Here is a 26,266-nt window from a genome sequence, read left to right as displayed (position 1 = left end):
ATGTTATTAAAATTATTAAAATAGTTAAGAAATCAAATACAACTTTGCTTTTCTCAAAGGATTTTTTGTTAAGCACTATATTGGTTGCTTTGATTTTATATACACTTTGCAAATTCAAATTTTCTTTATTAAAAGAGATAAAGTATTCAGTTATACTCATGCAAAAGACTACCCGAAAAATATACATAGTATGAAGGATGCTAACCGCCGTAAGTTTTTGCTAGGAACCCTTTCAGGAGTTGTTGGCGGTGTCATGGGAATCTTGAATCGGGGAAGGCAGACAATGGCAGCGCCTGTAGAACCTTCAGAAGAAACACCAGTGTCATTTAGACAACTGGTGACATTTGCCAATGGGATCTCACTAGAATTAGTCACGCGTAATGATAAATTTCTTGGCATTGGTCAAATCAAGGCAGGAAATGTCTTATTGCGAAGTGGACGAAGACCAATGTTTGTGGAGATTTGTAATCCCAGTGCAGTGACTCTTTGCAATTACACGATCGCACAACAAAAAATTACAAATAATTTAGTACAGCTGAAATTCTCCATGGATTACCGTGAAGGTGGTCTTATGGAGTGGATGCTGCATACTGTTCGGAACCGTTACAACACATCCGATTGGGCTGCCGAACCTCAAAAAGCCACTGATACTGCTTTATGGTTGGAAATTCGTCCGGTCACCCGTAGTATAGGCGATCGCAAATACGTAGGCTTAAGTTATCAATACCGCTACCAAAGCCAAACTATTCCTATTTACAAAATACTCGATCGCGGTACTTGGGAACTAGATGGTCGTGCAGTAGGTAATGAGTTTTGGATGCGTAACTCTTTTACACCTTCTATTGCGTCCATTAATTCAGTAGAAGAATTGTACTCTACGGAATGGTATTTGCCCTCTGCTAAAAATCCCAGTGTCTTTCAATTTGTACCATTGCAAACAGCTTTACAAGGCTTTACCTTTACATCAGGGCGATCCGGTACATTAGTGACTTGGGCAACAAAAGTCAGTCATATCCGTTCGCTGTTTGAAAAACCCCGTGGTGTGGATGAAATTATTCACTGGCACCAACACTGCGCCGATCTCGGTCAAGAATTGGTAACCTCACCGATGGAAGTCCTGTGGGCACCAGGAGAACTAGATCGCATTGGGCAAACCAATGCCTATGAAGCAGTACGAGAATTAGTACACGAAACGCTGCACGCTGATATAGGTATGCGTCGCGAACGAATAACAACTTACTCGCTGATTGAACAATGGGATAATGCCGATTTAAAACGTTACACCGAAGTTGCCCTACCGAAAATACTAGAAGCTGGTGTAAAAATGGTTGCATTAGCAAACCATTTCCAAAATAATATGAATACCTTTGGGGTTGCTAACATGGCATGCACTATTGACCTGAAGGTTGCCGATTCAGTTGGTGAAGAAAATTTGCGGAATTTTTGTAATAAAACAAAAGCTGGTGGCGGTATAGTTCAGATGTGGGGGAATACAGCTTTATCAACTTTTGGTCTCAAACAATGGGAGCGCAATGGTGTAAAAAATCGCCTTGACTATTTACCGAAAGAAGGATCGATAATGGAAGCGATAGAGCGATCGCAAGACCCTTTTGTTCGCAATCCTTCCAATGCTATTGAAGCCGATCACTACACACCAGTTTTCGCCGTACTCAATCTACGAGATCCAGTTATACGCGAATACTGGCTTAAGCGTTGGAAGGAAGCACATGATGAAATAGGGCTTGAGGCTATTTTCTTAGATAGTTCAACCAATCTCTCTAGTGATAAATTCCACTTTATCCAACTTGCAGATACTGGTGAGAGAAATGCAGGTGCAAATAACAGTCAACAACTATTTACCCAGCGTCCTGCAAATGAACCACCTGCCGCAATTTTGTCACAGTACCATGCTCATTTAAAATTGATGACAGAAATGCAAAAAATTGGCTACCGCTACTGTGGAGAAGATATCGGCGTATTCGGAATCCATCGCACTGGTCCCAATCTTCTAGCCAAGCTGAATTACTTGCCCTTGTGGATGGATTGTCTGACTGATTTCGATACGGTAGCTTTACAGAAAGCAGGAGTCGATCCCAATGACATATTTTTTCGTGGTTTGGCTTACCGAATGATGTGGTACGTATTTTGGGATATCAAGACCGAGCAAATCAGCTTTAACTACGGTAGCGTGCGTGGTGATTTCGACAAACCAAACACTTGGCATATTTCACTATTTAAGGTATTCAATAAAGTTAATGGTTTAATGATTAATCGCGAGATTTTACCCAATGAAAACGGTGTTGTATACCGTACTGCACGTCAGCAAGTTCTTTGGGCTTTCCAAAATTTTGATTTCCAACTTCCTCGTAATTCAGTAGTGCGTGATGAAACAACGACTAAAAGTTGGAAAACTCGTCGTCTACAAGCTGTTAAATACCACGTTTATTATATAACAACCATAGCTTGATGATTGCTTCATGCCCCGACTATATCACTAGGTTAGCCGGGGAGAATGTTAATTGCTATTAACTAAGCAGCCAAAACAAAATCAACTTCATCGGTTCCACCAGTTTCTGATTGCCCCGATGTCAGTTGCTGACCATTGACTTCAACGGCAAAAGGTGTGCCATCCAAATGGAGGTTGTAGTCTGTCTTTTCATTGGTATACCCAACACTAGCAATCATTTTGCGGTTTTGGTCTACATAAGCAAAAGCCAACATCTGATTTTTGTTTTTCTGGTTGTCACGCGCCCAAATCACCATGTACTGTTTGCCTTGATAATCAAATACCTTTGGCGGACGAGTGGGAACATAACGACCGGGGTCGCCAAAACTTTTGTCCAAAAAATCTTGAACAGAACTTGGTTCTACTGTTGCATAAGCAACTTCCTCTGGAGAGGTTGCTTCCGCATCAGCTTCTTCGCCACCTCGCGTACCAACAACTTCTTCTTGTCCGCGATTTTTAAAATAATCAACTGCTGCTTTGGTTCCAATAGCACCAACTGCTGCAACACCCGCACCAATTAGTACATTACGAAGGAGGTTACTTCTGTTACTCATGGTTGCCCCTTTTAGCTAGAAGACGCCGTGGACAATCGTACCATTACCGCTTCTCGTTGCTACGATCGTTCAGTTTTTTATAGAGATTGGCAATCGGCGATTGGGGAACTCGGTATTCCCTCCTTGTTGAGGGCAATGGGGATTAGTACTTCTCCCTTGTCCCCCTTGTCCCCCTACTCCCTACTCCCTACTCCCTACTCCCTACTCCCTATTTTTGCTTTCAGTCGCTCGCTCACTAAGAACGCTGCCAGTTCTATTGCTGCTTTCATGCTTGTCGCATCAGCTATGCCTTTACCTGTAATATCAAATGCAGTACCGTGATCTGGGGATGTCCGAATGAAAGGCAACCCTATGGACGTATTGACGGCTCGATCAAAAGCCATAAGTTTTACTGGAATTAAACCTTGATCGTGGTACAAAGCAAGGTAAGCATCAGCAGGATTTTGGATTGCGCCATTTCCGTACCAGGCTTGACCGGGTTTGACCCACATTGTATCTGGTGGAATTGGACCGTCTATTTGTAAGTTTGGACGATTTTTACGCTCTTGCTCTATCCAAGAGATTAACCATTCTTGTTCTTCACATCCTAGTTGTCCCTGTTCGCCACTGTGAGGGTTTAAACCTGCGATCGCAATTCTTGCTTTTTTCAACCCAAAGTCTTTTTCCAAGCACTCTACCAACAAATCCAGTTTTTCTGTCATAAGTTGCGGTGTCAGGACTTGCGGGACTTGGCTGAGGGGGATGTGTGTTGTCGCCAGCAACGTGCGGAGTAACCAGTTTGTATGAGGCGAGCGCGCTACGAATAACATACCCACCCGTTTTGCACCTGACTTTTCTGCCAACAGTTCTGTTTGACCTGGGTAGTTATATCCTGCTGCTTTCCATGCTGATTTTGCTATTGGACCGGTCACAATAGCATCAAACTGACCTGCTAGTGTATGACTAATAGCTGCTTCCATGTAAGCAAAACTTGCTGCGCCACTCGCTGCATTACCCTGACCGATAACGATATGATTTTGAAAAGGCAAAGCTGCTGGTACATCAAGAATGGAAAGTTTTTCTGGATTGACCAGTAGTTCTGAATTTCCTGCTTCACAAATATTAGTATAGTTTTTTACCAATAAATCGCGACTACCTACCACTGTGACATCACAGTTTTTGCTGACTGCTGGGTCTGCTAAAGCTTTTAGAATAACTTCCGGACTAATTCCAGCAGGATCTCCTAATGTTAGTGCTAAACGTAGTTTATGCATAATGTGGGGGGGTAGGGGGTAGAGGGTAGGGAGCGAGTACGAGTTATTCTCTCATGTCTCCCTTGTCTCCCTTGTCTCCCTTGTCTCCCTTGTCTCCCTACCCCCTATTCTCCTTTACAATTCTTAACGTAAGTCTAATCCTAAAGGAGTGCTTTCAAGCATCTGGTAGACTTAACATAATGAAACACTTTACAAAGGAGATTTGAGCTTATGAGCGGCGAAATGTTGAATGCAGCTCTACTTTCTTTCGGTTTGATCTTTGTAGGCTGGGCTTTAGGTACATTGTTGTTAAAGATCCAAGGAGCAGAAGAGTAACCGCCTCAAGGTAAGGAACTAAGGATAAAACGCAGCTTCGTTGTTTAAAGTGCTGACTTTTTATCCTTAGTGCTTCCCCGTGTAAATTTTTGTTGACATGAGTTATTCTGATAATATTCTATAATAATTTTTGTTACAAACTCTCATGACATTATTAATAGTCGGTGCCACTGGCACCTTGGGAAGGCAAGTAGCTCGTCGTGCGCTCGATGAGGGTTATAAAGTTCGTTGTCTTGTCCGGAGTGCTAAGAAAGCCGCGTTTTTGAAAGAGTGGGGAGCGGAGTTAGTACCGGGTTCCTTGTCTTACCCCGAAACACTGAAATCAGCACTTGAGGGTGTAACCGCAGTGATTGATGCGGCAACATCTCGTCCTACAGATTCGCTCAGTATCAAGCAGGTAGATTGGGAAGGTAAAGTTTCTCTAATCCAAGCTTCCCGTGCAGCTGGTGTAGAGCGTTTTATCTTTTTCTCCATATTGGATGCTGACAAGTACCCAGAAGTGCCGTTAATGGAAATTAAGCGGTGTACGGAACTGTTTTTGGCAGAGTCAGGTTTGAACTACACCATACTACGTCTAGCTGGTTTCATGCAAGGCTTAATCGGTCAGTATGGAATTCCTGTCTTAGAAGGACAGCCTGTTTGGGTAACAGGTGAATCTTCACCCATTGCCTACATGGATACTCAGGATATTGCCAAATTTGCTATTCGGGCTTTGAAAGTACCAGAAACGGAGAAAAAAGCTTTTCCTGTCGTTGGAACTCGTGCTTGGAGTGCAGAGGAAATTATCAGTCTTTGCGAACGTCTAGCAGGAAAAGAAGCTAGGATAACGAGAATGCCAATTAACTTACTCCGCACTATGCGCCGTGCATTGCGGTTCTTCCAGTGGGGGTGGAATGTAGCAGATCGCCTGGCTTTTACAGAAGTTTTGGCAAGTGGGAAGCCCTTAACTGCGCCCATGGATGAAGTTTACACAACCTTTGGGTTAGATCGAAACGAAACAACAACTTTAGAAACTTACTTACAAGAGTACTTCAGTCGTATAATGAAGAAACTTAAAGAATTAGATTACGAACAAACCAACACTAAAAAACAAAAACCCAAAAAAACACCGTTTAAAAAACTTAACAGTCAGTAGTTGTCGGTCAATCCCGGTTACACAATTGACTGATGACAAAGGACAAATGACAAAGGACAAAACAGTCCAAAATGTGTAACGATTATTTAAAGAAGGCGAGTCGCTAAGAATTGGATGTTTGAGTGTGCCGAAAGCAGGCATTATATACAATGATGTGAAACCGATAGCGGGTCGAATCGCTGTCGAATTAAAGGAAAAGATCACCACTGCAGGCTGGGATGTTTGCATGACAAGTGGTGTCGGTGGGATATTGGGCTATTCAACCCCTGAAAGCCCCGTATGTCACACCCCGATTGAAGGTCTAACACCTCCTGGCTTTGACTCAGAAATGAGATTTGCTGTGGTGTTAGGCGGCGATGGTACGGTTTTAGCAGCGTCCCGTCTCGTAGCTCCTTGTGGTATTCCGATACTAACGGTAAACACGGGTCACATGGGGTTTCTGACGGAGGCTTACTTAAACCAGCTACCCCAAGCGATAGAGCAGCTTTTGGCGGGTCAATATGAGGTTGAAGAGAGAGCAATGCTCAGCGTCAAAGTGTTTCGCTCTGATGCTGCTCTCTGGGAAGCCCTTTGTTTAAATGAAATGGTGCTACATAGAGAACCGTTGACCTCTATGTGCCATTTTGAAATAGTCATAGGTCATCACGCACCAGTTGATATTGCAGCTGATGGTGTGATTGTATCTACGCCAACTGGTTCTACAGCATATTCTTTAAGTGCAGGTGGTCCGGTAGTTACTCCTGGTGTACCAGTATTGCAACTCGTACCCATTTGTCCCCATTCTCTAGCCTCTAGGGCGTTGGTTTTTCCAGATAGCGAACCCGTCAATATTTACCCCGTTAATACTCCTCGGTTGGTAATGGTGGTAGATGGAAATGGTGGATGCTATGTACTTCCAGAAGATAGAGTGTATTTGGAGCGATCGCAATACAGCGCCCGATTTATCCGCCTGCAACCTCCAGAATTTTTCAGAATCTTGCGAGAAAAATTAGGTTGGGGTTTACCACATATAGCAAAACCAACATCTGTAGAATTACCATAATAGTTATTGGTCATTTGTCATTGGTCATTGGTCATTGGTTATTGGTCATTGGTCATTTGTCATTGGTCACTGTCTTGATTTATCAGCTGATACTTGTATGTGTTACAACTGAGTAGGCAGCGTGTAAAATCAAGATTTTTTATTTTAGGAAACAATTGCATTTTTACTGGAATCTAAAATCTAAAGTATAGAATTTATATGACAGTTGCTCACACTCCTTGTGTTTTAGTTATTGAAAGCGACGAAAGCCTTGCCAATCAGCTAGCTTTTGATTTAAAGGAAGCAGGTTATGAGCCGCTTGTGGCTCATGATGGGGTGAGTGGTATACAACACAGTCGAGAACGTCAACCCGCTTTGATTGTGATTGACCGAATGCTAGCAGGAGAGTCTGGGTTGTCATTGTGTAAAAGTTTTAGAAGTACTGGAGCGCGATCGCCCGTGTTAGTCTTGATGGCAAGGGATACGGTTGACGATCGCGTAGCGTGTTTGGAAGCAGGAGCAGATGACTACTTTCTCAAGCCATACAGATCGGAAGATTTTTTGAACTTAGTTCGCTTGTACTTAAAACCCGATGTCGATACAACCGAACAATTGCGATTTGGAGATTTAGTTTTAGATATGGCAACTCGTCGTGTCGTGCTTAGCGGCAAAGCAATTGACTTGACGATGAAAGAATTTGAACTTCTTAAGTATCTGATGGAACACCCTCGTGAAGTCTTAACTCGCGAACAAATTTTAGAAAATGTTTGGGGTTACGACTTTATGGGCGAATCAAATGTGATTGAAGTTTATATTCGCTACTTACGGTTAAAAATAGAAGATGAAGGTCAAAAGCGACTTATTCAAACAGTACGGGGCGTAGGTTACGTCTTGAGAGAATCTTAGAATAAGAATAGTTAATGGTTGATGGTTAGTGGTTAGTGGTTAGTAGTTAGTGGTTAGTAGTTAGTAGTATTTGTAGTAAACAACTAACAACTAACCACCAACAACTAACAACTAACCACCAACAACTAACAACTAACCACCAACAACTAACAACTAACCACCAACAACTAACAAAACCTGTTATGATAAATTGGCTATGTATGCTATCAATAGTGTTGAGTGTATTGCTGATGAGTTGTTCTACTCAGACACCAGCAGTATCGCCTACAGGTACTCCTAGTTCTCAAACTCAAGCACCTATGAATCAGGAGAATCAGGAGAAAGCGCCACTTATAAGCAATAGAGGTCAACAGTTACCAATTTCAGCTGTTGCAAATTTTCCCAATGGTGCAAAAATTCAATTGGAAGTCGCAAGGACACCCCAAGAACAAGCAATGGGTTTGATGTTTCGACCAGCTTTACCTGACGATAGAGGAATGCTCTTTCAATTTCCGTCACCTTTTCGTGCTAGTTTTTGGATGAAGAATGTACCTGTTCCTCTCGATATGGTCTTTATGCTTGATGGTGTTGTAAAGTCCGTTGCTGTTTCCGTACCTCCTTGTAACACCATCAATTGTCCTAGCTACGGTCCTGATACACTAGTTAACCAAGTCATTGAACTGCGTTCTGGGCGAGCATCTGAACTTGGTTTGAAAGAAGGAACTCGTGTCAAAATTGAATTTCTTAAGTCTGGTTTTTCCTCGAAATAAAGTTTTTTGAAAAAAGAAGTGAGAATTCAAGCGTCAGAATAGCTTCCCTGTAATATTCTGTACTCTGGGTTCTTTTTCAAGAATTTGTAAAAAAAATATTACGTATCTGTAAAGAGAGCCTTTATAAGACTAGTATTTGATACAATGCGTACCAGTAAGCGATGCTGTCTTTAAGTCAGATACTAGATTGAACTCCAGACTACAAAATATATTTCTTTTGACGTAAGTGTAAAGTGTAGTCAATAGAGGAGTATTATCTAAGGAATCTTTCTTAGTGTAGGTGTAGTTAACTGGGGTACTAAGGTACAAAGGATAAAGCCGAATCGAACAAGAATTTGTGCTATTTAACACTTGAAAGTGAATGGCACATGAGCTTGGCTTAATATAAGCCGCCTTTTTCAATACAATCAGGGAACCGATACAAGTGTTTGCCGATGCGAAATTTGCATTAACAAACACATCGGTGTCGGAAAAATTTTTACTTGATATACTTAAGTACACTTCCATTCTCAATTTAGGGGGTCAAAAAGGGTGTCACCATCAACATATTCTAGGTTTATTCATTTTTTGCAGGAAGATTTAGCAATCTCAACAGCTTGCATGGCAGTTGCTCTTCGCCATAGAGAGCAAGATCCGGGTCCTTTACCTATGATTCTTTGGCAGTATGGCTTGATTACCATCGACCAGTTAGAGCAAATATATGACTGGTTAGAAACCGCATAGTTATTTGATGATTGTTGAGGATAATCTACTATGCGGGACTTGCCCTGCCTTTTACAAAGGTCGATTCATGATGAGATAAATTGCATACCTGATAGCTTTGTCAAACATAATAAATTTGAGAAGCGGGCGAATTATTCAGCCCGCTTTCTCATTTGATTAGTGGTTAGTGGTTAGTGGGTGGTAGATGGTAGGTGTTTGAAAAGTAAAAAATTGCACCAATTCGCAAATTGCAATCAATAGAAAAATCAATTGCGAATTGCAAATTGTCTTAGTGAAGGCGAAGTTAACTGCCCTATTGGAATTCATTGTGGAAGTTTTTTATCAATCAGGGGTAACAACTTGTTCAGTGTTAAGATGATTGAGCGACCAACGATGGTCTACCTCTATCGAGGATGATTGGCAAGCTTCTTCTAATTGCTTTTGTTGTGCAACGGCTTTTCTGAGAGTAATAATGAGCTGGTTCACCTGATTCCTTAAATTTGGGTTGCTACCGACTGCTGACAGAGTCTGCCTTTCTAGCAGTTGCAGTATAAGTTCGTAGTGGACAGGTGAAGGCAGAGGAAGTTGCTCCATGTAATTAGTTTTTGATTGATATTTTTGGATGAGTTTACCGAAGTATAAAGTCTGAAGGATGAAAGAATTGCAAGGCATAAACCTTTCTTACTTTATCCTTTAGCCTTTATCCTTCTGGTGATTTGTCATTAAATAAATTGTTACATAAGCAAAAATGATTTGGTTAAAGCCCTAATTTAGCGGGCGGTGAAGATTTAGCGAAGAGATTGGTAATTGCTTCCCCTGGATCTGGGTGTTTTACAAGAGACTCTCCAATAAGGACACCAGATACTCCTGCACGTTTTACTATTGCTAAATCTTCTGGAGTGTGGAACCCTGACTCACTCACAACTAGAATGTTACGCTCTTGTAATAAGTGACTCCTAGCGGCTATAAGCTCGCAGGTGGTTTGCAAATTAACGGATAAATCTTCTAAATTGCGATTGTTAATACCTACTAAAGTCACACCATCAAGAGCTAAGACTCGATCGAGTTCTTCTATAGTGTGAACTTCAATCAAAGCTGCCATTTTTAGGGTTTTGGCTATTTTGATGAAGTATTGTAAATCTCGATCGCTCAGTATTGCTGCAATCAACAATACTGCATCTGCACCCGCAACACGTGCCCTATACATTTGATAAGGATAAATGACAAATTCCTTGCATAGCAACGGTACATCTACTGTAGAGCGAACCTTGATTAAATTTTCAAAGCTGCCAGAGAAAAATTTTTCATCAGTAAGTACCGAAATACAACTCGCACCGCTCTGTTTATATTTTAGTGCAATTTCCACTGGATCAAAATTCTCCCTTAAAACCCCTTTACTCGGAGAAGCTTTTTTTACCTCAGCAATCAGTGCTGGCTGTGTTTTTCCATGACGCAGTGCAGCTACAAAATCACGAGTTGGTGGTGCATCCAATACTTGACGCTGCAACTCTTGTAGGGGGAGTTTTTCCCGCATTAAGTCAACTTCTTCTTCTTTGTGCCAAACAATTTCCTCTAATATGTTGTTTGGTTGAGCATCAGGCACAGCAACCTGATACAGCATTATAGAAACAGCCACAGATGGGTTAGGACGACGGCGACGGATTTGCATAAAAAAATTATGAATTATGAATTATGAATTATGAATTATGAATTATGAATTATGAATTATGAATTGCCAAATTTTCAGCATTCATCATTCATAATTCATCATTTATTAAGCTGCTGCTCGTTTGTATGCTTCATCTAACACTTCAGAAAGTGTTGGGTGGGCGTGAACTAGATGAGCAAGGGTGTGGACGGATTGACGGTTGGCAATAGCTGCTGAGGCTTCATGGATAATATCGGAAGCGTGCATTCCAAAAATATGGACGCCTAAAACCTCTCCCGTGTCTTTGCGGTAAATAACCTTTGCCATACCATCTGCTTCACCTTCAGCTAGGGCTTTGGAATTGCCTTTGAAATAACTCTTAGTTGTTCCTACTGTCCATCCTTCTGCACTACCCTTTTCTTTAGCAGCCGTTTCAGTCATGCCAACGTAGCTAATTTCCGGGTGGGTAAATGCTGCGGCGGGAATGCTGGAATAGTCTACTTCTTTACGACGCCCGCAAATATTTTCCACAGCTACAATCCCTTGAGCTGAAGCAGCATGGGCAAGCATCATTTTACCAGTGGCGTCCCCTATAGCCCATAAGTGTGGCACTGGTTCACCGACAGAAAGCACAGCCATATTATCGTTCACTGGAATAAAATTCCGGCGATCGAGTTCCACGCCTACAGAATCTAAACCCAAGTTCTGCGTAGCGGGAATGCGTCCGGTTGCTACCAAGCAAGCATCGACTTCCAGTACGTCCACATCTTCTTTGGTTTTGAAATCAGCTAACTCAATAATGACAGGTGAACCGGGAATCACTTTTTTCGCGTATATTCCTACGTGAGTTTCAATGTCACGGTTCGTAATGAGAACCCGTTCCGCAAGTTTGGCAATATCGCGGTCAAATCCCGGCATAAGTTGGTCTAGGGCTTCTATCATAGTAATTTCACTGCCCAATGCCGAGTAAACATCAGAAAATTCCAATCCAATGTAACCACTGCCAATAATTGCTACCCAATCTGGTAACGATTCTAATTTCACTGCTTGGTCGCTTGTGAAAACTGTTTTGCCATCTACTTGAATACCCGGAGGAACAAAAGGTACAGATCCAGGGGAAAGAATAATATCTTTAGCCGTAATAATTTTTTCACCGCTATCTGTTGTGACACTAACTTTTTGTGTCCCTGCGACTTTACCCCAACCACGAATAATATCAACACCTAGGCGCTTCAAGCTATTGGTTAAGTCACCTTGAATTTTTGCCACAAGATTGTTGGCATGATCGGCAATTAAGCGTCTGTCAAACTCAACACTTCCCAATTGAATACCCAGGGATTTGAGGTGATGAGCATTACGTAATTCCCGCACCCGCCCAGATGCTGCTAACAGTGCCTTAGATGGAATGCAGCCTCGGTTAACACAAGTTCCTCCCATATCAGCCGCTTCGACAATTGCTGTCTTGAGACTGCAGCTAACGGCGTGTAGAGCAGCACCATGTCCGCCCACTCCAGCGCCTAAAATCACTAAATCGTAATCGAACCCTTCACTCACGTTAGTTTCCCCGCGTGCATTCACCAACTTTATTTTTAACTGACCTAACGATCGGTGCAAGTCTTAATTGTATGCTGTTGCGCTATCAAGATTATGACTTAAGATACTAATGGTTCACCACATTGATTTTTATGGGCTGTCACCTCGTTCCCAGGCTCAGCCTGGGAATGCCTTACGGGAGGCTCTGCCTCCTGTGCTCTTGGCAGGTTAGTTAAATTTTCGTTGTAACTGTTTTAAAGTTTGATACATATCTGGTAAGCGATTCAAAATAGCTGATACCTTCAAATATGTTTTATAAGGTACGGCAGGAGAGCCAGAAACAATTTCTCCAGGTGCAACATCATCATGAACTCCAGCTTGTGCAGATGCTATTGACCGATCGCCCATCTTCACTTGATTGCTAATTCCGACTTGACCGGCTAAGATAACGCCCTTGCCAAGTTTAGCACCTCCTGCCATTGCAGATTGACCTGCAAGAGCACAACCAGCACCTATTTGACAACCATGACCTATTTGGACTAAATTATCAATCTTGGTGTTGCGACCTACCCGTGTTTCTCCTACAGCAGGGCGATCGATAGCACTATTGCATCCCACTTCTACACCGTCTTCCAAAACCGTACAGCCAGATTGCTCCATTTTCACCCAACCCTTGGCACTAGGAACAAAACCAAAGCCTTCAGCACCAATGACAGCACCACTATGAATGACACAATCTGCACCAATACGGGTGCGTTCGTGAATAGTACAATTGGCGTGTAAAGTTGTGCGATCGCCTATCTGAGAATTTGGATAAATCACGACATTGGGATGGATGCAAACTCCATCACCAATTTCTACCTCTGGTTGGATGACAACATGAGCACCAATGTAAACATTTTGACCCACTTTAGCAGTCGGGTGAATAACAGCAGTGGGATGAATTTCTGAAGCCGGACGCCAAGGTTGGTAAAACAGTGCAATGACGTTAGCAAATGCAAGCCGTGGTTCCGACACTGCGATCCAAACAATACCTCGCTCTTGTGCTTGTGCTTGCAACGCTTCATCCTTAGGCAAAATTAAAGCGCCAGCGTTTGTTTTTCCAACCCAAGAGGAAAATTTTGCTCCTTCTATGTAGCTGAGAGTATTATTAGTTGCTTCATCAACAGATGCTAATGCGGTAATTTCTGGGTCGATATCTGTGTTAACAAGCAAACTATTAGAAGCAGCAATATCACCTAGTTTTTGTATAATTTCGCTAAATCTCATTCTAATAATTAGTTATTGTGATGGATAAAACGGGCATGGAGGATAGGGCATGGGGTATGGAGAGTTGGGCAAGAGTTATTCCCCCTTGTCTCCCTTGTCTCCCTTGTCCCTAGCTCCTACTCTTTCAGCAATAAATAATATAACGTGCCGTTCCCACCTGTTACACCAGCGCGATCGCCTGCAATTTTACCAGTCCCCATAAAATAATCCACCCGTCCCGGACCTTTGATTGCACTTCCTGTATCTTGATCGAGCACGTAACGGTTTACAGTACGGTAAGTCAAGCGTTCGTTTTGACTGATGTAGGGAAAGCTAGCGTTAATCAGCGCTAATGCTCCTGGTGGCATAAGAGATTTGTCCGTCGCAATGGAACGTTCTGCTGTGACTGGTACGCGAATGCTTCCCCTAGCTGGTTCACCGTTAGTTTCTTTAAAGAAAACAAACCGTTCCCAGCGTGGAAGATAAACGTTCATTTCCTTAGGATTTTGCTTGAAATATTTAATCATGACTGGCATTGTTAACCCCTTTGCAGGGAGTCTGCCATCTTTGATGAGTTGTCCTCCAATACTTGTCCAGGGATAATCTGTTGCGCCTGCGTAACCAATAGATGTCACAGAGCCATCAGTTAAGTTGAGTTGGGCAGAACCTTGGATATGAATTAGGTAGGCATCCAAGCGATCGCGAAACCAAAATAATTCCAAACCACGCAATCGGCTTTGATTGCCTAACAAACCATTTTTGCCTTCCAATTGAACTCGTTTTGGGTGTGGTTTTGCCCACTGCTTGAAATTAGGAGGCAAAGCATAAACAGGATACTTATAAACTGAAGTGCGAGTTCGACTGGCAGAATAAACTGGTTGATAGTAGGCAGTAAACTTAACAGTTCCATTCCCATCGTTCCCAACAGATTGGTAGAAAGTAAACTCCCGGCTCACAGCCGCTTGCAGATCTGCAGGTGATTTAGCACTGACAACAAGCTCGCGAAAGCGCAGCAGACTCCTACGAACGCGGTCAAGAGTAAACTCTCTAATGGGATAGTTCTGATATGCTGCAATAGCTTCTTTAGTTCCTAGGTAACGCAAGCTGTTGTCTATTGATGTCAACAGTGCTTTCCAATCACCCTGTCTGCCTTCTGCACTCCAAATTTGTTCGTCATAACCCAAACATCTAGAGGCTGAGGTACAGTCAACAACAGGCTCAACGGGTACTAACGGTTGACGTTCTTCAGGTTGGCTTGGTTCTGGGGACCAAGTCTCAGGTGAATTTCGTGTTGGGTAAGGCGGGTAGCCGGGAACCTGAGCAAAAACTGATAATACTGGGGCGAGCAAAGCAATTCCCAGACTTAAAGAAACTAAAGCAAGCGTTCTTTTCATGATCTACGCAAATCTTTCCACACTAGAACTAAAAACAGGTTCCACTCGGATAGCAAGAATCTGAGCTGGACGCACTACCATATATTCACCTTGAATATTCTTAATCGGTACGCTGATAAAGTCATTAGAAGCACTTTTAGGCATAAGTTCGCCACTATACCATTTTTGAAAATCTTGAATAGTGGGAAAACGCACTTCTTCTCGGTGTCCACCTTCGATAAGTAGGTGTACTGCGTACTCATTTGCTGTTCTAGGCATAACTTTAAACCATATTGAAAAACATCCAACCCATTGTCAACTACGCACCCCCAGAATGGGAAGGGGAAATACCCTGATATCAAAGCAAGGGAGATGAGGGAGTGGGAGAGTTGAGGAGCAATTTCGTCCTTCTCTTCCTTCATTCCCAGTTGTCGCCTATGACGGTGAGTGGATTGTCAACAGTTCCCGGTTTTGGGGATTGGGCAAAAGGAAATTGGGCAAGAGTTATTCTCCCTTGTCACCCTTGTCCCCCTTGTCTTCCTTGTCACCCTTGTCCCCTTTGTCTTCCTTGTCACCCTTGTCCCCTTGTCTTCCTTGTCCCCCTTGTCCCCCTTGTCACCCTTGTCCCCCTTGTCTTCCTTGTCCCCAGTCCCCAACTATTAAAAAGTAAAGTTTAGTTGCAAATAAAACAACTCTAATTTTTCAGGTGTTAATTTAGTAATTGAAGCAACAAAGCTTCCCTGGCAGATTAAGCAGCTAGTGTATCAAGCACACAAGTTAAAAAAGAGGTCAAAGCGCTGTTCATTTCACATCTGTCTCGTCAAAAAACAATAACACCCAAACCTAAAGTTGATATTTCCTCAAGTGGTGAGCAACAGGGGGCACTGTAACTGTTGAATCTTCTCTTTTGTAAAGAGTTAGTACATTCAGTACATCCCTAGCTAAAATGAACAAAGAGAGGAAGTCACTCATCTGTAGAGGCTTGGGTGTTGTTGTTTTTCAAGTAACACCCAGTGTAAGCTTGTACAAAATTTAAATAGTATGAGACAGTTGAAATAGCGTTTTATGTCAATTATTGCTCTGAGAGCATGGTACTTGGAAAATTATGAGCCAATTCACGAACTGGAAAAACGTCCGCCAGATCTGCGGCTTAGTAAAAGAAGTCTTTTAAAAACAGGATTAAGGGCAGATTTTTTAGAAGATATTGAGCAAGTAAAAAGCTCAACTTGGTTTGGGCGCTATTTGGAAGGAGAAAATATTGAATTTTATATTGAAGGAAGTGGCGGTTACTGCTTGTCTAATATTGACTTAATCAGTCATGAAATGTATTTTACCAAGCAAGTTTTATTAGCACAGTTAGATCCCATCATTTTTTTATGCTATCAAATTGAGTACCCTGTAGCAAGTGAAGCTTTACGAGAAGCAGTGCTTCAAAGTTTGGAGATTTTGAATTTGCGATCGCGCATCCCATTGTCTTTTGTTGAATCTTACCGACCTAAAGATGCTCCTCTACGATTGAATTCTACAATGATGCGGAAAATCCACAAGAGTTTGTTATTTATTGCGGATGCCACACCTATTACAAGCTTAGATGGACAGCAAAGCCCTCAACTGCTGCCCAGTCCAAATGTTTGTGTTGAAATTGGCTATGCCCTTCAATGTAAGAGAAATGAGCAAATTTTACTAGCACAAATGCACCGTCCTGAATTGCAAGGACAGTTTCCGTTTGATTTACAAAAGGGACAAATCTTGCAATTTCAAGACAGTGAAGAAATTAGTAAAATTTTACCCCAGGCAATAGAAAATCAACTTATGCGATTTAAATTATTTGTTTAATAAGCGATAGGCGAAGACAAAATCAGAAGTGTAAAGAAATATTAAAATTACCACAATCCTTACAAATGACAATTGACCAATGACAAATGACAATTAATAGAATAGATACAGCCACTTACCCCAAATTTAGCTGCTCGCTCCTGAAAGGCTATGGATTTTGAACCTCAATCTACGACTCAAACTGCTTCAGAGAAAGTTCCTTTTGCGGAACCACCAGTCACGCGCAAGCCATTAGAAGTGCTGCGGGATACAGAGGCTTTGTTGCGCCGCCCAGCTGTAGCGGCACTTGTACCGATATTACCACCTAAGATAGCAAGGAATGTGGAAACAGCTTCATCTGTTGCAGAAGAGTCTTTAACAGAGGTAGCAAAAATTGACTTAGAGACAATCAATGATGTAGAACTGCGATCGCCACGAATTAAAGTGGGTTTAAGTTTCGTAGGATTTGGGGCGTTGATGACAGTTGTGCTGCTGCTTTACTTGAACACACTGCATCCTGAATTGAATACGGTTCAGCAAATTGCAAAGTATTGGTATCAGTATGTTTGGTTTGTTTGCTTGGGTGTAGCAGGAATGTTCATTCTTGGTCGAGAAGCAATGCGTCCCCACTAAAGATAAAGGATAAAGTTTTTCATACTTCACCTTTACCCCCTTCATACTTCATCCTTTATCCTTTTTTATCTCGCCTTCAAATGGATGAACTCCTATTTCTGGATAATTGTCATCTCTAGGACCAAATACTCTCACAGCAGCACCAACGATATATCGAGTTACTTGTTGAATGCCGTCTGCAATTGCTTGAACTATTGTGCGGAATTTGTTGTCGGTTGTCATAGTGCTCTCCTGTACTGACAAGCATTTTGTATGTGTAATCAACTAGGAAGAAAACTCAAAAAAGTAGATAAAAAATGGTAAGATATTTGTCTGTGAATAATGGTTGGTAGCCTCACTTTGACTACAATTTCAATGTAAGAAAAAATTTTGAGGAAATTGTGAAGATAAAGAGGTAAGCTGAGAATTAAGTGTAAAGAATAATAACGATGCCACTCCTAAGATTGAATGACAATGCCATGCATCAAGTGTTGACCCATGCAAAAGTCATTGCTGTTGTGGGTCATTCAGATAAAATCGCAACCACAATAAATTACCTAGTGGGGGTTATTTTGATTTTCGTGGCGATTTAGGCGGTGTTCGGTGTGCGCCAAAATACTTCTCACTTCGATAGCGCAGCCATACGCGCAACACTTGCGGTATTTGCTCTTTTTGTTCCTTGGTTAGAGTGTTGTAGAGGGCTAGAGCGCGATCGCGTTCACCCCGACAGGCGGCGTTGTTGTGAGCATCCCAATAGCTGCGGGCTACCCGAATCCGCCGACAGACTTCCTTAATGAGTGCTTCTCCAGTGAGTGGAGCCTCCTGCTTTGCCATAATTTAGATACTGTGCAATATTCTGATACCATCGTAGCAATTCAAATACAACGACTGATAGAATTAATCCCACCAATAGCAAACAACAACAGCATCGCGCATACGCTCAACGTCTTCACCCAGTGCTTCTGACAATCGAGTTCTCAATCGGCGCTGAAGCCGCCAACCGTTTTGGTATACGCTGTTCGTTCTAGGGTAATTACAAAATCGGTGATAAATCTAAGACAAAACCAGGTAACACATCCTCACCAGATAGTGTTGTCGGCGATGGTCGAACTTCTACTTTTTGATTGGGTCGATATATCTCTACTACTTTTCGCTTTGGGTCGATTAACCAACCCAGCCTTGCTCCGTTATCAATATATTCTTGCATTTTGGCTTGCAGTTTTTCCAATGAGTCGCTTGGCGATCTCAATTCCACAACAAAATCGGGACATAGGGGCAAAAACTTTTCCCTTTCTTCTACAGTCAAAGCTGCCCAGCGTTCTATCTTAATCCAAGACGCATCGGGAGAGCGATCCGCGCCGTTGGGTAATTTAAAACCTCCAGAAGAATCAAAGGATTTGCCTAAATTGCTCTGACGGTTCCAACCTCGAAGTTGATAGGTTAAATCAGCGTTCCGATCGCTTGTCTCTCCTCCTGTTGGGGGCATAATGATTAGTTCTCCATTGGCAGTGCGCTCAAATCGCAAGTCTCTATTGTTCTGACAGAGTTGAAAAAACTGCTCGTCAGTTAGATTAATTTGCAACTCTAGGGTGGGTGGTAAACTGAGAATTGCCATGTTTTTTCAGATTCTCAATCGTGAGTAATTCCTATAGCAATCCTATCTAATTTGTGAAAATTCATGGTATCCAGATCCCTGACTTCTTTGAGGATACTGCTGGTTAATGGTGGGTGACGTCCCTCCCAAAAGTACTCTCTCGTTCCCAGCCAGAGGTATAGAATGCAGTCAGCGAGGCTCTGTAGAGCGATCCAGGAAGCGGAGCCTCTACTTAGGCATTCCCAGCCTGAGGCTGGGAACGAGGTGGGGCTAGTAACTGTCACTTAATTACTAGCCAATCCTACCCAATGCTCCCCTTTTTGAGGAGGTTCGTTGACCTCGTTAACTTCAAGGGAAAGGATTACCAGAAATGAACAAACCTTAATATTTGTTAATGGATGTCACGTTGACTTTCTGACTCGCATTAATTTACACTGGCATCTATAGAAAGCGCAAGAAACGCTGGCTGTGAAAAATTCGAGGTAGAGGTAGTAATTATAAATAAGTCAAATGAGTCAAGATCATTTGAACTTGAATTAGTTCAATCGGAGCTTGAACTAATAACAGTCTTTTCGACGCTGATTATAGGGTGCCATTGGCAAAAAAAACAAAAATTAATTAATGGGCCGTCTAAATATAATTGAGGGTATTAAATAAATGCCTCAAGTTTATCAAACTTATGTCACTCAGATTGATAATAATTTAACAGGTGAAATAGCTCCGCTCAAGATGTTAGAGCAGTTCTCACCTATAGCATCTGAGATGTCCCTTATGGCATTAGAGGGCTTACAAAGTGATATGAAAAAGGAGAAGTTAAATTCCTTAATTCAAAACACTTTTAGAGTCAACAAGCGCCATGCCAACAGTGTGATTAATTTTGTGACAGGTGAGTTAGAGTCAGCTATTAAATGTCAGAAAAGACACATTGATATCCTGGATGCCAAAATCAAATCAGTTAAGGCAGAAATTGAACGGTTGAACAAACGACTCAAGAATCACCGAGAATATGCCTCTGCCGTAGAGAAGTTTAATAAAGCCATCAAGTCTCCTCAAAAAACTAAAGATGGTCAGTCAAAGAAAGTACCATCACTGAAGAAAAAGGCGGAATTTGATGACGCCTGTCCGATTAATGGTCAGCCGCATGGCAAGACTTACTTACAATTAACTAAACTCCAGTTCCATCAGAAAAAGCGTCAATTGCGGATGTTACAAGAGCGCAGATCTCAAGTCATCAAACGAGGTATCAAAGTCAATTTGGGGAACTTAGGCAAAATTCCATTTGTCGGGAGTACTCACGAAACTAACAGCAATCAAATCTGTCAACTCACACCGGGTATCATCCCAAGTCTAAAAATTCGTGTTCCTTATTTTTTAGAGGAGACATATGGGGAATATTGTACTTTACCACTTTACAAAATTAACCAATATGGATACGACAACATCCTGACAGCTTGGGCATTAAACACCGCTTTGACCTATGTGTTTAGCCTTAATCAAAAAGGGTTTTGGGTAGTCGCCATCACTGCAAGCGTCAACTTTTCTATTACTAGTAATGATAAATCATGGGGCTGTATTGGCTTAGACATTAATCCCGGAGCTATCGGCTGGTGTGCAACTAATCGCCATGGAAATCCCGTAGCATGGGGTCATATTGATTTAGATTTACACTCCTGTTCCACAGAACAAACAGAAGCCCGATTAGCCAATGCTATTACTGAACTGACTGCTAGAGCATTGGCCACTTTAAAACCAATTGTCATTGAAAAGTTAGACTTCTCCCAGAAGAAGAAACAATTTTCCAGGGGTCGCAAGTACAATCGGATGTTATCCGGTTTTGCTTATGCTAAATTCTTTGAATTGTTAAAAGCGCGATGCTTAAAATTAGGCATCAAAGTGATTGAGGTTAGTCCCAAGTATTCCTCCCAAATCGGCGTCGTCAAATATATGCGTCGTTATGGTATGGGAAGCGATAGCGCGGCTGGTCTAGTTTTAGCGCGTCGTGGAATGGGAATTTACTATGAAAAAATGCCAGCGAGATACGCCTTTCAGACTTCGATTCGCCCCGAAGCTCGTCAGCACGTCTTTGCATATTGGCAGAGATTCAATAAGCATTACTTGAAGATCGGTTCTCGTCATGCTTGGTTCGGCTTGCCTAATCTAACAGGTTCTACTGGTGACAGCTTAGCGAACACCGGAAATTTTGGATTTCCAAAGCTTCGGCATCAGCACGAGAGTCCGACTCTCCATCAGTCTGTGAAGGTGTGAACCCTTCAAGGTAGGAAAGATTGACCGCTATCTTTCTGGTTGAATAGACTTGCTCATACGTGAGCAGATCTGAGTAGACTTTATCGAGCGGCTGACTTTTCATTAAGGTATTTCTGTTCCAAAAATCTAGAGCGCCCAACCAAGGGCTTCAGCAACTTGCCCAGCTAATTCTAAAGGATTAAAAGGTTTAGCGATCGCAGTCTTTATACCCATTTGAGCATAGCGACGGCGATCGGATGCTTGTATTTTTGCCGTTAGCAATATCACAGGAATGGCTTTTGTTGCAGGATTTTCTTGTAGCTTTTCAAAAGTTGTTGGACCATCCATATCAGGCATCATGACATCTAGCAAGATAGCATCTGGTTGGTAATCTTGAGCTTTGCTAATGCCTTCCTTACCAGAACCAGCCGTCACGACTTCCCAACCTGCTACCGTTTCCAAACAAATTTTGGTAACTTCTTGAATGTATTCTTCATTGTCAACTACCAAAATTCGCTTTGTTACCATATTTTTCACCTTTTTTTAATTTATTTAATTTATTTAATTTTTTTTTCATAATTCATAATTCATAATTCATAATTCCTAGAAGTCATACGCTGAAGTAAGTCCATTACTCTTTGCTCAAACTCTAGTGCTGTCACCTGACCTTTTTTCAAAATTTCAGTATGCCCTAAATTGAGACGTTGTCTCTCGGAATCATCAAGTTCTTTTGCTGAATATACCATTAAAGGGATTTTATAGAGACGACTGTGCTGTTTCAACCACTCTACAACAGTAAATCCATCACCTTCAGGCAAAACGAGATCGAGAACTAGCAAGTCAGGATTAATTTCTTGGCTGAGACGAATTGCTTCTTTCCCAGTTTTTGCCAGATATGTGTCAATATTATGCTGCTCCAATAAAGTAACAAGTACTTCTGCCAAATTGCTATCATCTTCGACAAGCAAAACGCACACTCGTCTGGAATTATTCATCAGTGCTTGCTTAAGAGATTCAAAAAGCGATTTTTCCTCCAATGGTTTGCTCACCCAATCAACAAAATCTTTACTGGGTTTGTGTTTCCTAGTAGGTGTGCAAACACTGCAAATTACAATGGGAATGTCTTGAGTTTCGGGTTGTTCCTTTAATGCTGCTATCACTTCCCAACCATTCATCCCAGGCATCAGCAAATCTAGTAAAATCACATCCGGACGTTCTGTAGATGCAGCTGCGATCGCCGCTTCTCCAGAACCTACAGTAATGACACGATAACGCCGATTTTCTAGAAGATTCTGGATTTGGTTGCGAATTTCCATTTCATCATCACATACAAGCACCAAAGGTAGATGGGGAGATGGAGACACGGAGACGGGAGAACTTGAAGACACGGGAAGGGTGAAATAGAAAGAACTACCCTCACCTAAGGTACTTTCCACCCAAATACACCCGCCATGCTGTTGCACTATGCTTCGACAAATTGCCAAACCCAAACCAGTTCCATCATGATTGCGAGAATCTGAGGAATCAACTTGCTGGAAGCGCTCAAAAATACTATCAAGTTTATCGGATGGAATACCCCTTCCTGTATCCCTAACTGTAAATAAAACCTGGGGAGATGGAGGTACAATTTCTCCTTTGCCCTTTGCCTGATGCCCATTACCCATTTCTGCACTTAACCAAACTGTAGAACCAGAAGTAGAAAATTTAATGGCATTACTGAGCAAATTCGTTAATGTTTGAACAATCCGATCTAAGTCTGCCCATACATTCCGATCTATGCTAGAAACTGATAGCTTCACTTCGGCTTTGTCAGCTAGTGGCTGTATAATGTTCACTGCTTCTTTTATCAAATCGGCAACATTACAAGTTTGTTTTTCCATCTTGACTTTGCCGGATTCAATGCGCTCAATATCCAAAACGTCATTGATTAACCTTACCAAACGTTCGGTACTGTCAACAGCAATTTGTAGCAAGCGTTTCCCTTGTTCTGATTCTGGCTTAATCAAATTGCTTGCTAACATTCCTAAAGAGCCATGAATCGATGTTAGGGGTGTGCGGAGTTCGTGACTGACTACAGAAACAAACTCATCTTTCATCTTTTCTACTTGCTTGCGATCGCTAACATCCTGCAAGTAAACTGTATATATTGTTTCATCTTTAAGCATTAACTTAGAGATAGAAGCCTCAGCAGGAAATTCCGAACCATCTTTGCGACGCCCGTAAATTTCGCGGCGTTCACCCATTCTGCGAGATACTTTTGCCGATCTGCCAAAATCAGAAACGTATTGAGAGTGTACATTAGTATAGCGCGTTGGCAACAGGATATCTAAGGATTGCCCCAAAGCTTCCTCAGCAGAATAACTAAAAATTTTCTCAGCTCCCTGGTTGAATAAAGTTATGCGTTGATTACCATCAATACAAATAATGGCATCATCTGCTATTGACACAATCCCTGAAAATCGAGTTTGGGAGTTTCGCAATTCTTCCTGTGTTCGTTGACGTTCATTAAGTTCTGACTGGAGTTGTTCATTCGCTCGCATCAGTTCAGCAGTGCGTTTTGCGACTCTCAATTCCAATTCATCCTTAGCTTTGCGTAAAACTTCTTCTGAATTTTGCCTTTCAATTGCTGCTGATAAAACATTAGCTATAGATTGTACAAAATGAATGTCATCTTGAGTAAAAGTTTGTTTTTTACAAGCGTATGCCCCTATCACACCATAGGAACTATTGCGTTTGGGTATTGGCACACTCAAACCACTAATGATACCATGGTCTTGCAATAAAAAAGAACTGCTAAAGCGAGTTTCTGTCCGCAAATCTTCAACAATCACTGGCTGTTGAACTAGCAGGGTATAACCAGCACCAGAATTTTGCGAGCTGATAATTGCCTGTCCTACAAGTTCTTGATTCCAACCCACTCCCGCACGCAAAATCATTACATTTTCTTCTGGAAGGAGTTCTAATATTTTACAGTATTCAACTTCCAAATTTTCCACAACTAAAGCAACTGCTTCTTTCATCAAGCTAGAAAGGTCTGTACCAGAAAGAGCCGATTGACCTAACTGAGCAACTGTTGCTTGTTGTTTAACGCGAGTTTGCAAGCTCTTTTGATATATACTATCCTTGACAATAGTAGCTTTGTTAGCTTGAGTTTCGGCAATCCTTTGCCGCAATTTTCTTTTTTCTAAACGATTGATAATGCGTGTTACAAGTTCTGGTCCAACTATCGGCTTGCTGACAAAATCATCTGCACCTACAGAAAAAACTTGATTCACAATATTGGCATCATTGTGAACTGTTAGGAAGAGTATTGGTAACTCACTCCAGTGGGGATCGTTACGTACAACTTGGCAAATTTCAATTCCGTTAATTTCCGGAATTTCTACGTCTAGGATGAGTAAATCTGGTTCGATCTCTTCTAAAATTTTCCAAAAGTGCTGGGGGTTTTCTAAATAAGTGACTTTAATTCCCCAGGGACTGAGCAAGTTTTGCAACACTGCTCCGATCTTGGGATCGTCATCAACTGCTAAAATATGTGCCTCTACATGGGACGCATCTAGCAAAACTTGTTTGACTGCTTCTAAAATTTGCGCGATCGCCATGGGCTTCTGTAAAAAGAAGTGTCCTCCACTCCGAGCCACTTGCAAGCGATTGGTAAAATCACTTTTTTCTGTGAAAACTAGGGCTGGTACTGGCGGTTTGCGTTGGCTTAATTCTGCTAATAAACTAAAGCTATCCTCATAATTTGGAAAAACATCAAGGTCTATCAGCACAACACTGGGATTTTCCCGATAGAGCAAACTTCTGGCTGCTTCAATGCTGGTAGCAATTTTGACTTTCAAATCCCAACTACCAGCTTCTTGTTCGATTTGTTCGGCTAATGTCGCCTGCTGTTTTGTTTGTTGGTTAGCATTGCTAGCGATCGCAAGCAGCAATGGATGTTCATCTATTTGAGGTTGTGATGATGAAGCTAAAGTCTCATGATGATTTTGCTCTATTTCCTGACGCAATTGCCTAACTAAACTGGCAAACTCAGATTTTTCCGCTAAAGTCAATGCTTTATTTGCTTTCAAAAGATGCTCAATTTTTCTGGCGATTTCGGAACCCAGAGAAAAGCCAAAAGTCCCCAAGGAACCCGCAAGTGTATGCGCTTCTTTTTGAGCCTCTTTCCGAAGTTTTTGATTCAAAGTTTTCTGAGTGGAAATAGCAGCAGCATGCTCTAGCACAGCGACTTGTTCGTCAACCCGTCCTTTAAATCGATTCCACACAGCTGCAATCCCCTGTAGAGTTTGCTGCTGAATCGGTTGCTCTTTAGGCAAAGATAATACAGAATCTTCTCCTTGTTTCACTTCCGCCTGCTGTCTGAGACGATAGCCAATACCATAAACTGTTTCTATCAAATCCCCCGGTGCGCCTACACTCTTTAGTTTCTGTCGCAAACCTTTAATATGAGTGCGAACAGCTTCTTCACCTGGAGTATCCTCATAAGACCAAAGATGTTCCAAAATCATGCCACAGCTAAATACGCGACGGCTATTCCGCATAAAAAGCTCTAATAGTCCATACTCCTTAGGAGTTAATGAAAGATGCTCTTCACCATAAGTGACTTCACAGCTTATGGGGTCAAGACGTAAATCACCGCTTGCTAACACGGGCTGTGATGCTACACTCCCTCGACGCAAAAGCGCTCGTATCCTAGCAACTAATTCTTCTTCATCAAAGGGTTTGACAAGGTAATCATCTGCTCCTGCATCTAAGCCAATAGCTTTCTCATGACTGCTATCGCATCCAGTTAACAATAAAATCGGCATTCGCAAACCTTTAGACCTTATCTGACGGCAAAGGCTTATACCATCTATTTTGGGTAAAATAACATCTAAAACTATCAAATCATAATCAAAACTCTCAATCAAATCCCACGCTGCTTGTCCATCCGAAGCAACCTCAACCACATAGTTCTGATTATTTAGAACGGCAGCTAGAGCATGGGCAACAAGTTGGTCATCCTCTACTACTAAAATTTTCATTGGTTAATAAAAACTTGATATATAGTATTCG

At 41.9% G+C, this 26,266-nt stretch carries 23 protein-coding genes; 10 read left to right on the top strand and 13 right to left on the bottom strand.

What is annotated here, in order from left to right:
* Window positions 1–190 precede the first annotated feature (190 nt).
* Window positions 191–2,467 (top strand): hypothetical protein, encoded by a 2,277-nt coding sequence (locus F7734_RS38575; RefSeq protein WP_155749724.1) that lies wholly within the window; start codon window positions 191–193, stop codon window positions 2,465–2,467.
* 62 nt (window positions 2,468–2,529) lie between these two features.
* Here the strand turns inward: F7734_RS38575 and F7734_RS38570 are convergent, their stop codons facing one another.
* Both F7734_RS38570 and pdxA read right to left on the bottom strand, forming a co-directional pair.
* On the bottom strand, window positions 2,530–3,060 hold the full coding sequence (locus F7734_RS38570) for a hypothetical protein (RefSeq protein WP_155749723.1): 531 nt from the start codon (window positions 3,058–3,060) through the stop codon (window positions 2,530–2,532).
* Between the two features lie 194 nt (window positions 3,061–3,254).
* On the bottom strand, window positions 3,255–4,313 hold the full coding sequence (pdxA, locus tag F7734_RS38565) for a 4-hydroxythreonine-4-phosphate dehydrogenase PdxA (RefSeq protein ID WP_155749722.1): 1,059 nt from the start codon (window positions 4,311–4,313) through the stop codon (window positions 3,255–3,257).
* Window positions 4,314–4,523: 210 nt separating this feature from the next.
* Here pdxA and F7734_RS38560 point away from each other — a divergent pair, with 210 nt between their 5' ends.
* From F7734_RS38560 to F7734_RS38535, 6 genes are all read left to right on the top strand, one after another.
* Window positions 4,524–4,628: a PetM family cytochrome b6-f complex subunit 7 gene (locus tag F7734_RS38560; protein WP_155749721.1), complete on the top strand. Its 105-nt coding sequence runs from the start codon at window positions 4,524–4,526 to the stop codon at window positions 4,626–4,628.
* A gap of 145 nt (window positions 4,629–4,773) precedes the next feature.
* Window positions 4,774–5,763, top strand: coding sequence for an SDR family oxidoreductase (locus tag F7734_RS38555; RefSeq protein WP_155749720.1), 990 nt, complete (start codon window positions 4,774–4,776; stop codon window positions 5,761–5,763).
* A gap of 124 nt (window positions 5,764–5,887) precedes the next feature.
* Window positions 5,888–6,805 carry an NAD(+) kinase gene (locus tag F7734_RS38550; RefSeq protein WP_166482418.1) on the top strand — a complete coding sequence of 306 codons (918 nt, stop codon included), beginning with the start codon at window positions 5,888–5,890 and terminating at the stop codon, window positions 6,803–6,805.
* 198 nt (window positions 6,806–7,003) lie between these two features.
* Window positions 7,004–7,690: a response regulator transcription factor NblR gene (gene nblR, locus F7734_RS38545; protein ID WP_155749718.1), complete on the top strand. Its 687-nt coding sequence runs from the start codon at window positions 7,004–7,006 to the stop codon at window positions 7,688–7,690.
* 230 nt (window positions 7,691–7,920) lie between these two features.
* On the top strand, window positions 7,921–8,439 hold the full coding sequence (locus tag F7734_RS38540) for a DUF192 domain-containing protein (protein WP_155749731.1): 519 nt from the start codon (window positions 7,921–7,923) through the stop codon (window positions 8,437–8,439).
* A 531-nt stretch (window positions 8,440–8,970) separates the two neighbouring features.
* Window positions 8,971–9,162 carry a DUF2949 domain-containing protein gene (locus tag F7734_RS38535; RefSeq protein WP_051077087.1) on the top strand — a complete coding sequence of 64 codons (192 nt, stop codon included), beginning with the start codon at window positions 8,971–8,973 and terminating at the stop codon, window positions 9,160–9,162.
* Window positions 9,163–9,483: 321 nt separating this feature from the next.
* On the opposite strand, the gene F7734_RS38530 is transcribed toward F7734_RS38535, so the two are convergent.
* The 6 genes from F7734_RS38530 to F7734_RS38505 all read right to left on the bottom strand — a co-directional run bounded on the left by F7734_RS38530 (window position 9,484) and on the right by F7734_RS38505 (window position 15,222).
* Window positions 9,484–9,735, bottom strand: coding sequence for a DUF5340 domain-containing protein (locus tag F7734_RS38530; protein ID WP_155749729.1), 252 nt, complete (start codon window positions 9,733–9,735; stop codon window positions 9,484–9,486).
* A 163-nt stretch (window positions 9,736–9,898) separates the two neighbouring features.
* Window positions 9,899–10,810, bottom strand: coding sequence for an indole-3-glycerol phosphate synthase TrpC (trpC, locus tag F7734_RS38525; RefSeq protein ID WP_155749717.1), 912 nt, complete (start codon window positions 10,808–10,810; stop codon window positions 9,899–9,901).
* A gap of 105 nt (window positions 10,811–10,915) precedes the next feature.
* The gene (gene lpdA, locus F7734_RS38520; RefSeq protein WP_166482420.1) at window positions 10,916–12,343 is read right to left on the bottom strand and encodes a dihydrolipoyl dehydrogenase; all 1,428 of its coding nucleotides are present in this window, start codon (window positions 12,341–12,343) and stop codon (window positions 10,916–10,918) included.
* Between the two features lie 207 nt (window positions 12,344–12,550).
* On the bottom strand, window positions 12,551–13,591 hold the full coding sequence (lpxD, locus tag F7734_RS38515; protein ID WP_155749715.1) for a UDP-3-O-(3-hydroxymyristoyl)glucosamine N-acyltransferase: 1,041 nt from the start codon (window positions 13,589–13,591) through the stop codon (window positions 12,551–12,553).
* A 116-nt stretch (window positions 13,592–13,707) separates the two neighbouring features.
* Window positions 13,708–14,964, bottom strand: a complete 1,257-nt coding sequence (locus F7734_RS38510; RefSeq protein ID WP_155749714.1) for a murein transglycosylase A — start codon at window positions 14,962–14,964, stop codon at window positions 13,708–13,710.
* 3 nt (window positions 14,965–14,967) lie between these two features.
* Entirely contained in the window at window positions 14,968–15,222 is a 255-nt protein-coding gene (locus F7734_RS38505; protein ID WP_038089243.1) for a hypothetical protein, read from the bottom strand.
* A gap of 786 nt (window positions 15,223–16,008) precedes the next feature.
* Here F7734_RS38505 and F7734_RS38500 point away from each other — a divergent pair.
* Together F7734_RS38500 and F7734_RS38495 are read left to right on the top strand one after the other, a co-directional pair.
* Window positions 16,009–16,779, top strand: a complete 771-nt coding sequence (locus tag F7734_RS38500) for a hypothetical protein (protein ID WP_155749713.1) — start codon at window positions 16,009–16,011, stop codon at window positions 16,777–16,779.
* 150 nt (window positions 16,780–16,929) lie between these two features.
* Complete coding sequence (locus tag F7734_RS38495; RefSeq protein WP_155749712.1) at window positions 16,930–17,391, top strand: hypothetical protein; 462 nt, start codon at window positions 16,930–16,932, stop codon at window positions 17,389–17,391.
* A gap of 48 nt (window positions 17,392–17,439) precedes the next feature.
* On the opposite strand, the gene F7734_RS61100 is transcribed toward F7734_RS38495, so the two are convergent.
* The 3 genes from F7734_RS61100 to F7734_RS38485 form a co-directional block, all read right to left on the bottom strand.
* The gene (locus F7734_RS61100) at window positions 17,440–17,613 is read right to left on the bottom strand and encodes a hypothetical protein (protein WP_166482416.1); all 174 of its coding nucleotides are present in this window, start codon (window positions 17,611–17,613) and stop codon (window positions 17,440–17,442) included.
* A gap of 324 nt (window positions 17,614–17,937) precedes the next feature.
* Window positions 17,938–18,204, bottom strand: coding sequence for a Precorrin-3B methylase (locus tag F7734_RS38490; RefSeq protein ID WP_155749711.1), 267 nt, complete (start codon window positions 18,202–18,204; stop codon window positions 17,938–17,940).
* Between the two features lie 199 nt (window positions 18,205–18,403).
* Window positions 18,404–18,985 carry a Uma2 family endonuclease gene (locus tag F7734_RS38485; RefSeq protein WP_155749710.1) on the bottom strand — a complete coding sequence of 194 codons (582 nt, stop codon included), beginning with the start codon at window positions 18,983–18,985 and terminating at the stop codon, window positions 18,404–18,406.
* 636 nt (window positions 18,986–19,621) lie between these two features.
* Between F7734_RS38485 and F7734_RS38480 the strand changes: the two genes are divergently transcribed.
* Complete coding sequence (locus tag F7734_RS38480) at window positions 19,622–21,229, top strand: IS200/IS605 family accessory protein TnpB-related protein (protein WP_155749709.1); 1,608 nt, start codon at window positions 19,622–19,624, stop codon at window positions 21,227–21,229.
* A 126-nt stretch (window positions 21,230–21,355) separates the two neighbouring features.
* Here the strand turns inward: F7734_RS38480 and F7734_RS38475 are convergent, their stop codons facing one another.
* Window positions 21,356–21,736 carry a response regulator gene (locus F7734_RS38475; RefSeq protein WP_155749708.1) on the bottom strand — a complete coding sequence of 127 codons (381 nt, stop codon included), beginning with the start codon at window positions 21,734–21,736 and terminating at the stop codon, window positions 21,356–21,358.
* A gap of 59 nt (window positions 21,737–21,795) precedes the next feature.
* Window positions 21,796–26,235, bottom strand: coding sequence for a response regulator (locus F7734_RS38470; RefSeq protein ID WP_155749707.1), 4,440 nt, complete (start codon window positions 26,233–26,235; stop codon window positions 21,796–21,798).
* Window positions 26,236–26,266 lie beyond the last annotated feature (31 nt).

This window comes from Scytonema sp. UIC 10036, assembly GCF_009725235.1.
This window is presented reverse-complemented; position numbering and strand designations above follow the sequence as displayed.

What these genes read in the sequence shown, in the direction of transcription:
- F7734_RS38575 (WP_155749724.1), top strand. Translation starts at nt 191, where the DNA reads ATGAAGGATGCTAACCGCCGTAAGTTTTTGCTAGGAACCCTTTCAGGA.
- F7734_RS38490 (WP_155749711.1), bottom strand. Translation starts at nt 18,204, where the DNA reads ATGGCAAAGCAGGAGGCTCCACTCACTGGAGAAGCACTCATTAAGGAA.
- nblR (WP_155749718.1), top strand. Translation starts at nt 7,004, where the DNA reads ATGACAGTTGCTCACACTCCTTGTGTTTTAGTTATTGAAAGCGACGAA.
- F7734_RS38505 (WP_038089243.1), bottom strand. Translation starts at nt 15,222, where the DNA reads ATGCCTAGAACAGCAAATGAGTACGCAGTACACCTACTTATCGAAGGT.
- F7734_RS38475 (WP_155749708.1), bottom strand. Translation starts at nt 21,736, where the DNA reads ATGGTAACAAAGCGAATTTTGGTAGTTGACAATGAAGAATACATTCAA.
- F7734_RS38570 (WP_155749723.1), bottom strand. Translation starts at nt 3,060, where the DNA reads ATGAGTAACAGAAGTAACCTCCTTCGTAATGTACTAATTGGTGCGGGT.
- F7734_RS38480 (WP_155749709.1), top strand. Translation starts at nt 19,622, where the DNA reads ATGCCTCAAGTTTATCAAACTTATGTCACTCAGATTGATAATAATTTA.
- F7734_RS38495 (WP_155749712.1), top strand. Translation starts at nt 16,930, where the DNA reads ATGGATTTTGAACCTCAATCTACGACTCAAACTGCTTCAGAGAAAGTT.
- lpxD (WP_155749715.1), bottom strand. Translation starts at nt 13,591, where the DNA reads ATGAGATTTAGCGAAATTATACAAAAACTAGGTGATATTGCTGCTTCT.
- F7734_RS38555 (WP_155749720.1), top strand. Translation starts at nt 4,774, where the DNA reads ATGACATTATTAATAGTCGGTGCCACTGGCACCTTGGGAAGGCAAGTA.
- trpC (WP_155749717.1), bottom strand. Translation starts at nt 10,810, where the DNA reads ATGCAAATCCGTCGCCGTCGTCCTAACCCATCTGTGGCTGTTTCTATA.
- F7734_RS38540 (WP_155749731.1), top strand. Translation starts at nt 7,921, where the DNA reads ATGAGTTGTTCTACTCAGACACCAGCAGTATCGCCTACAGGTACTCCT.
- F7734_RS38500 (WP_155749713.1), top strand. Translation starts at nt 16,009, where the DNA reads ATGTCAATTATTGCTCTGAGAGCATGGTACTTGGAAAATTATGAGCCA.
- pdxA (WP_155749722.1), bottom strand. Translation starts at nt 4,313, where the DNA reads ATGCATAAACTACGTTTAGCACTAACATTAGGAGATCCTGCTGGAATT.
- F7734_RS38530 (WP_155749729.1), bottom strand. Translation starts at nt 9,735, where the DNA reads ATGGAGCAACTTCCTCTGCCTTCACCTGTCCACTACGAACTTATACTG.
- F7734_RS38560 (WP_155749721.1), top strand. Translation starts at nt 4,524, where the DNA reads ATGAGCGGCGAAATGTTGAATGCAGCTCTACTTTCTTTCGGTTTGATC.
- F7734_RS38470 (WP_155749707.1), bottom strand. Translation starts at nt 26,235, where the DNA reads ATGAAAATTTTAGTAGTAGAGGATGACCAACTTGTTGCCCATGCTCTA.
- F7734_RS38510 (WP_155749714.1), bottom strand. Translation starts at nt 14,964, where the DNA reads ATGAAAAGAACGCTTGCTTTAGTTTCTTTAAGTCTGGGAATTGCTTTG.
- F7734_RS38485 (WP_155749710.1), bottom strand. Translation starts at nt 18,985, where the DNA reads ATGGCAATTCTCAGTTTACCACCCACCCTAGAGTTGCAAATTAATCTA.
- F7734_RS61100 (WP_166482416.1), bottom strand. Translation starts at nt 17,613, where the DNA reads ATGACAACCGACAACAAATTCCGCACAATAGTTCAAGCAATTGCAGAC.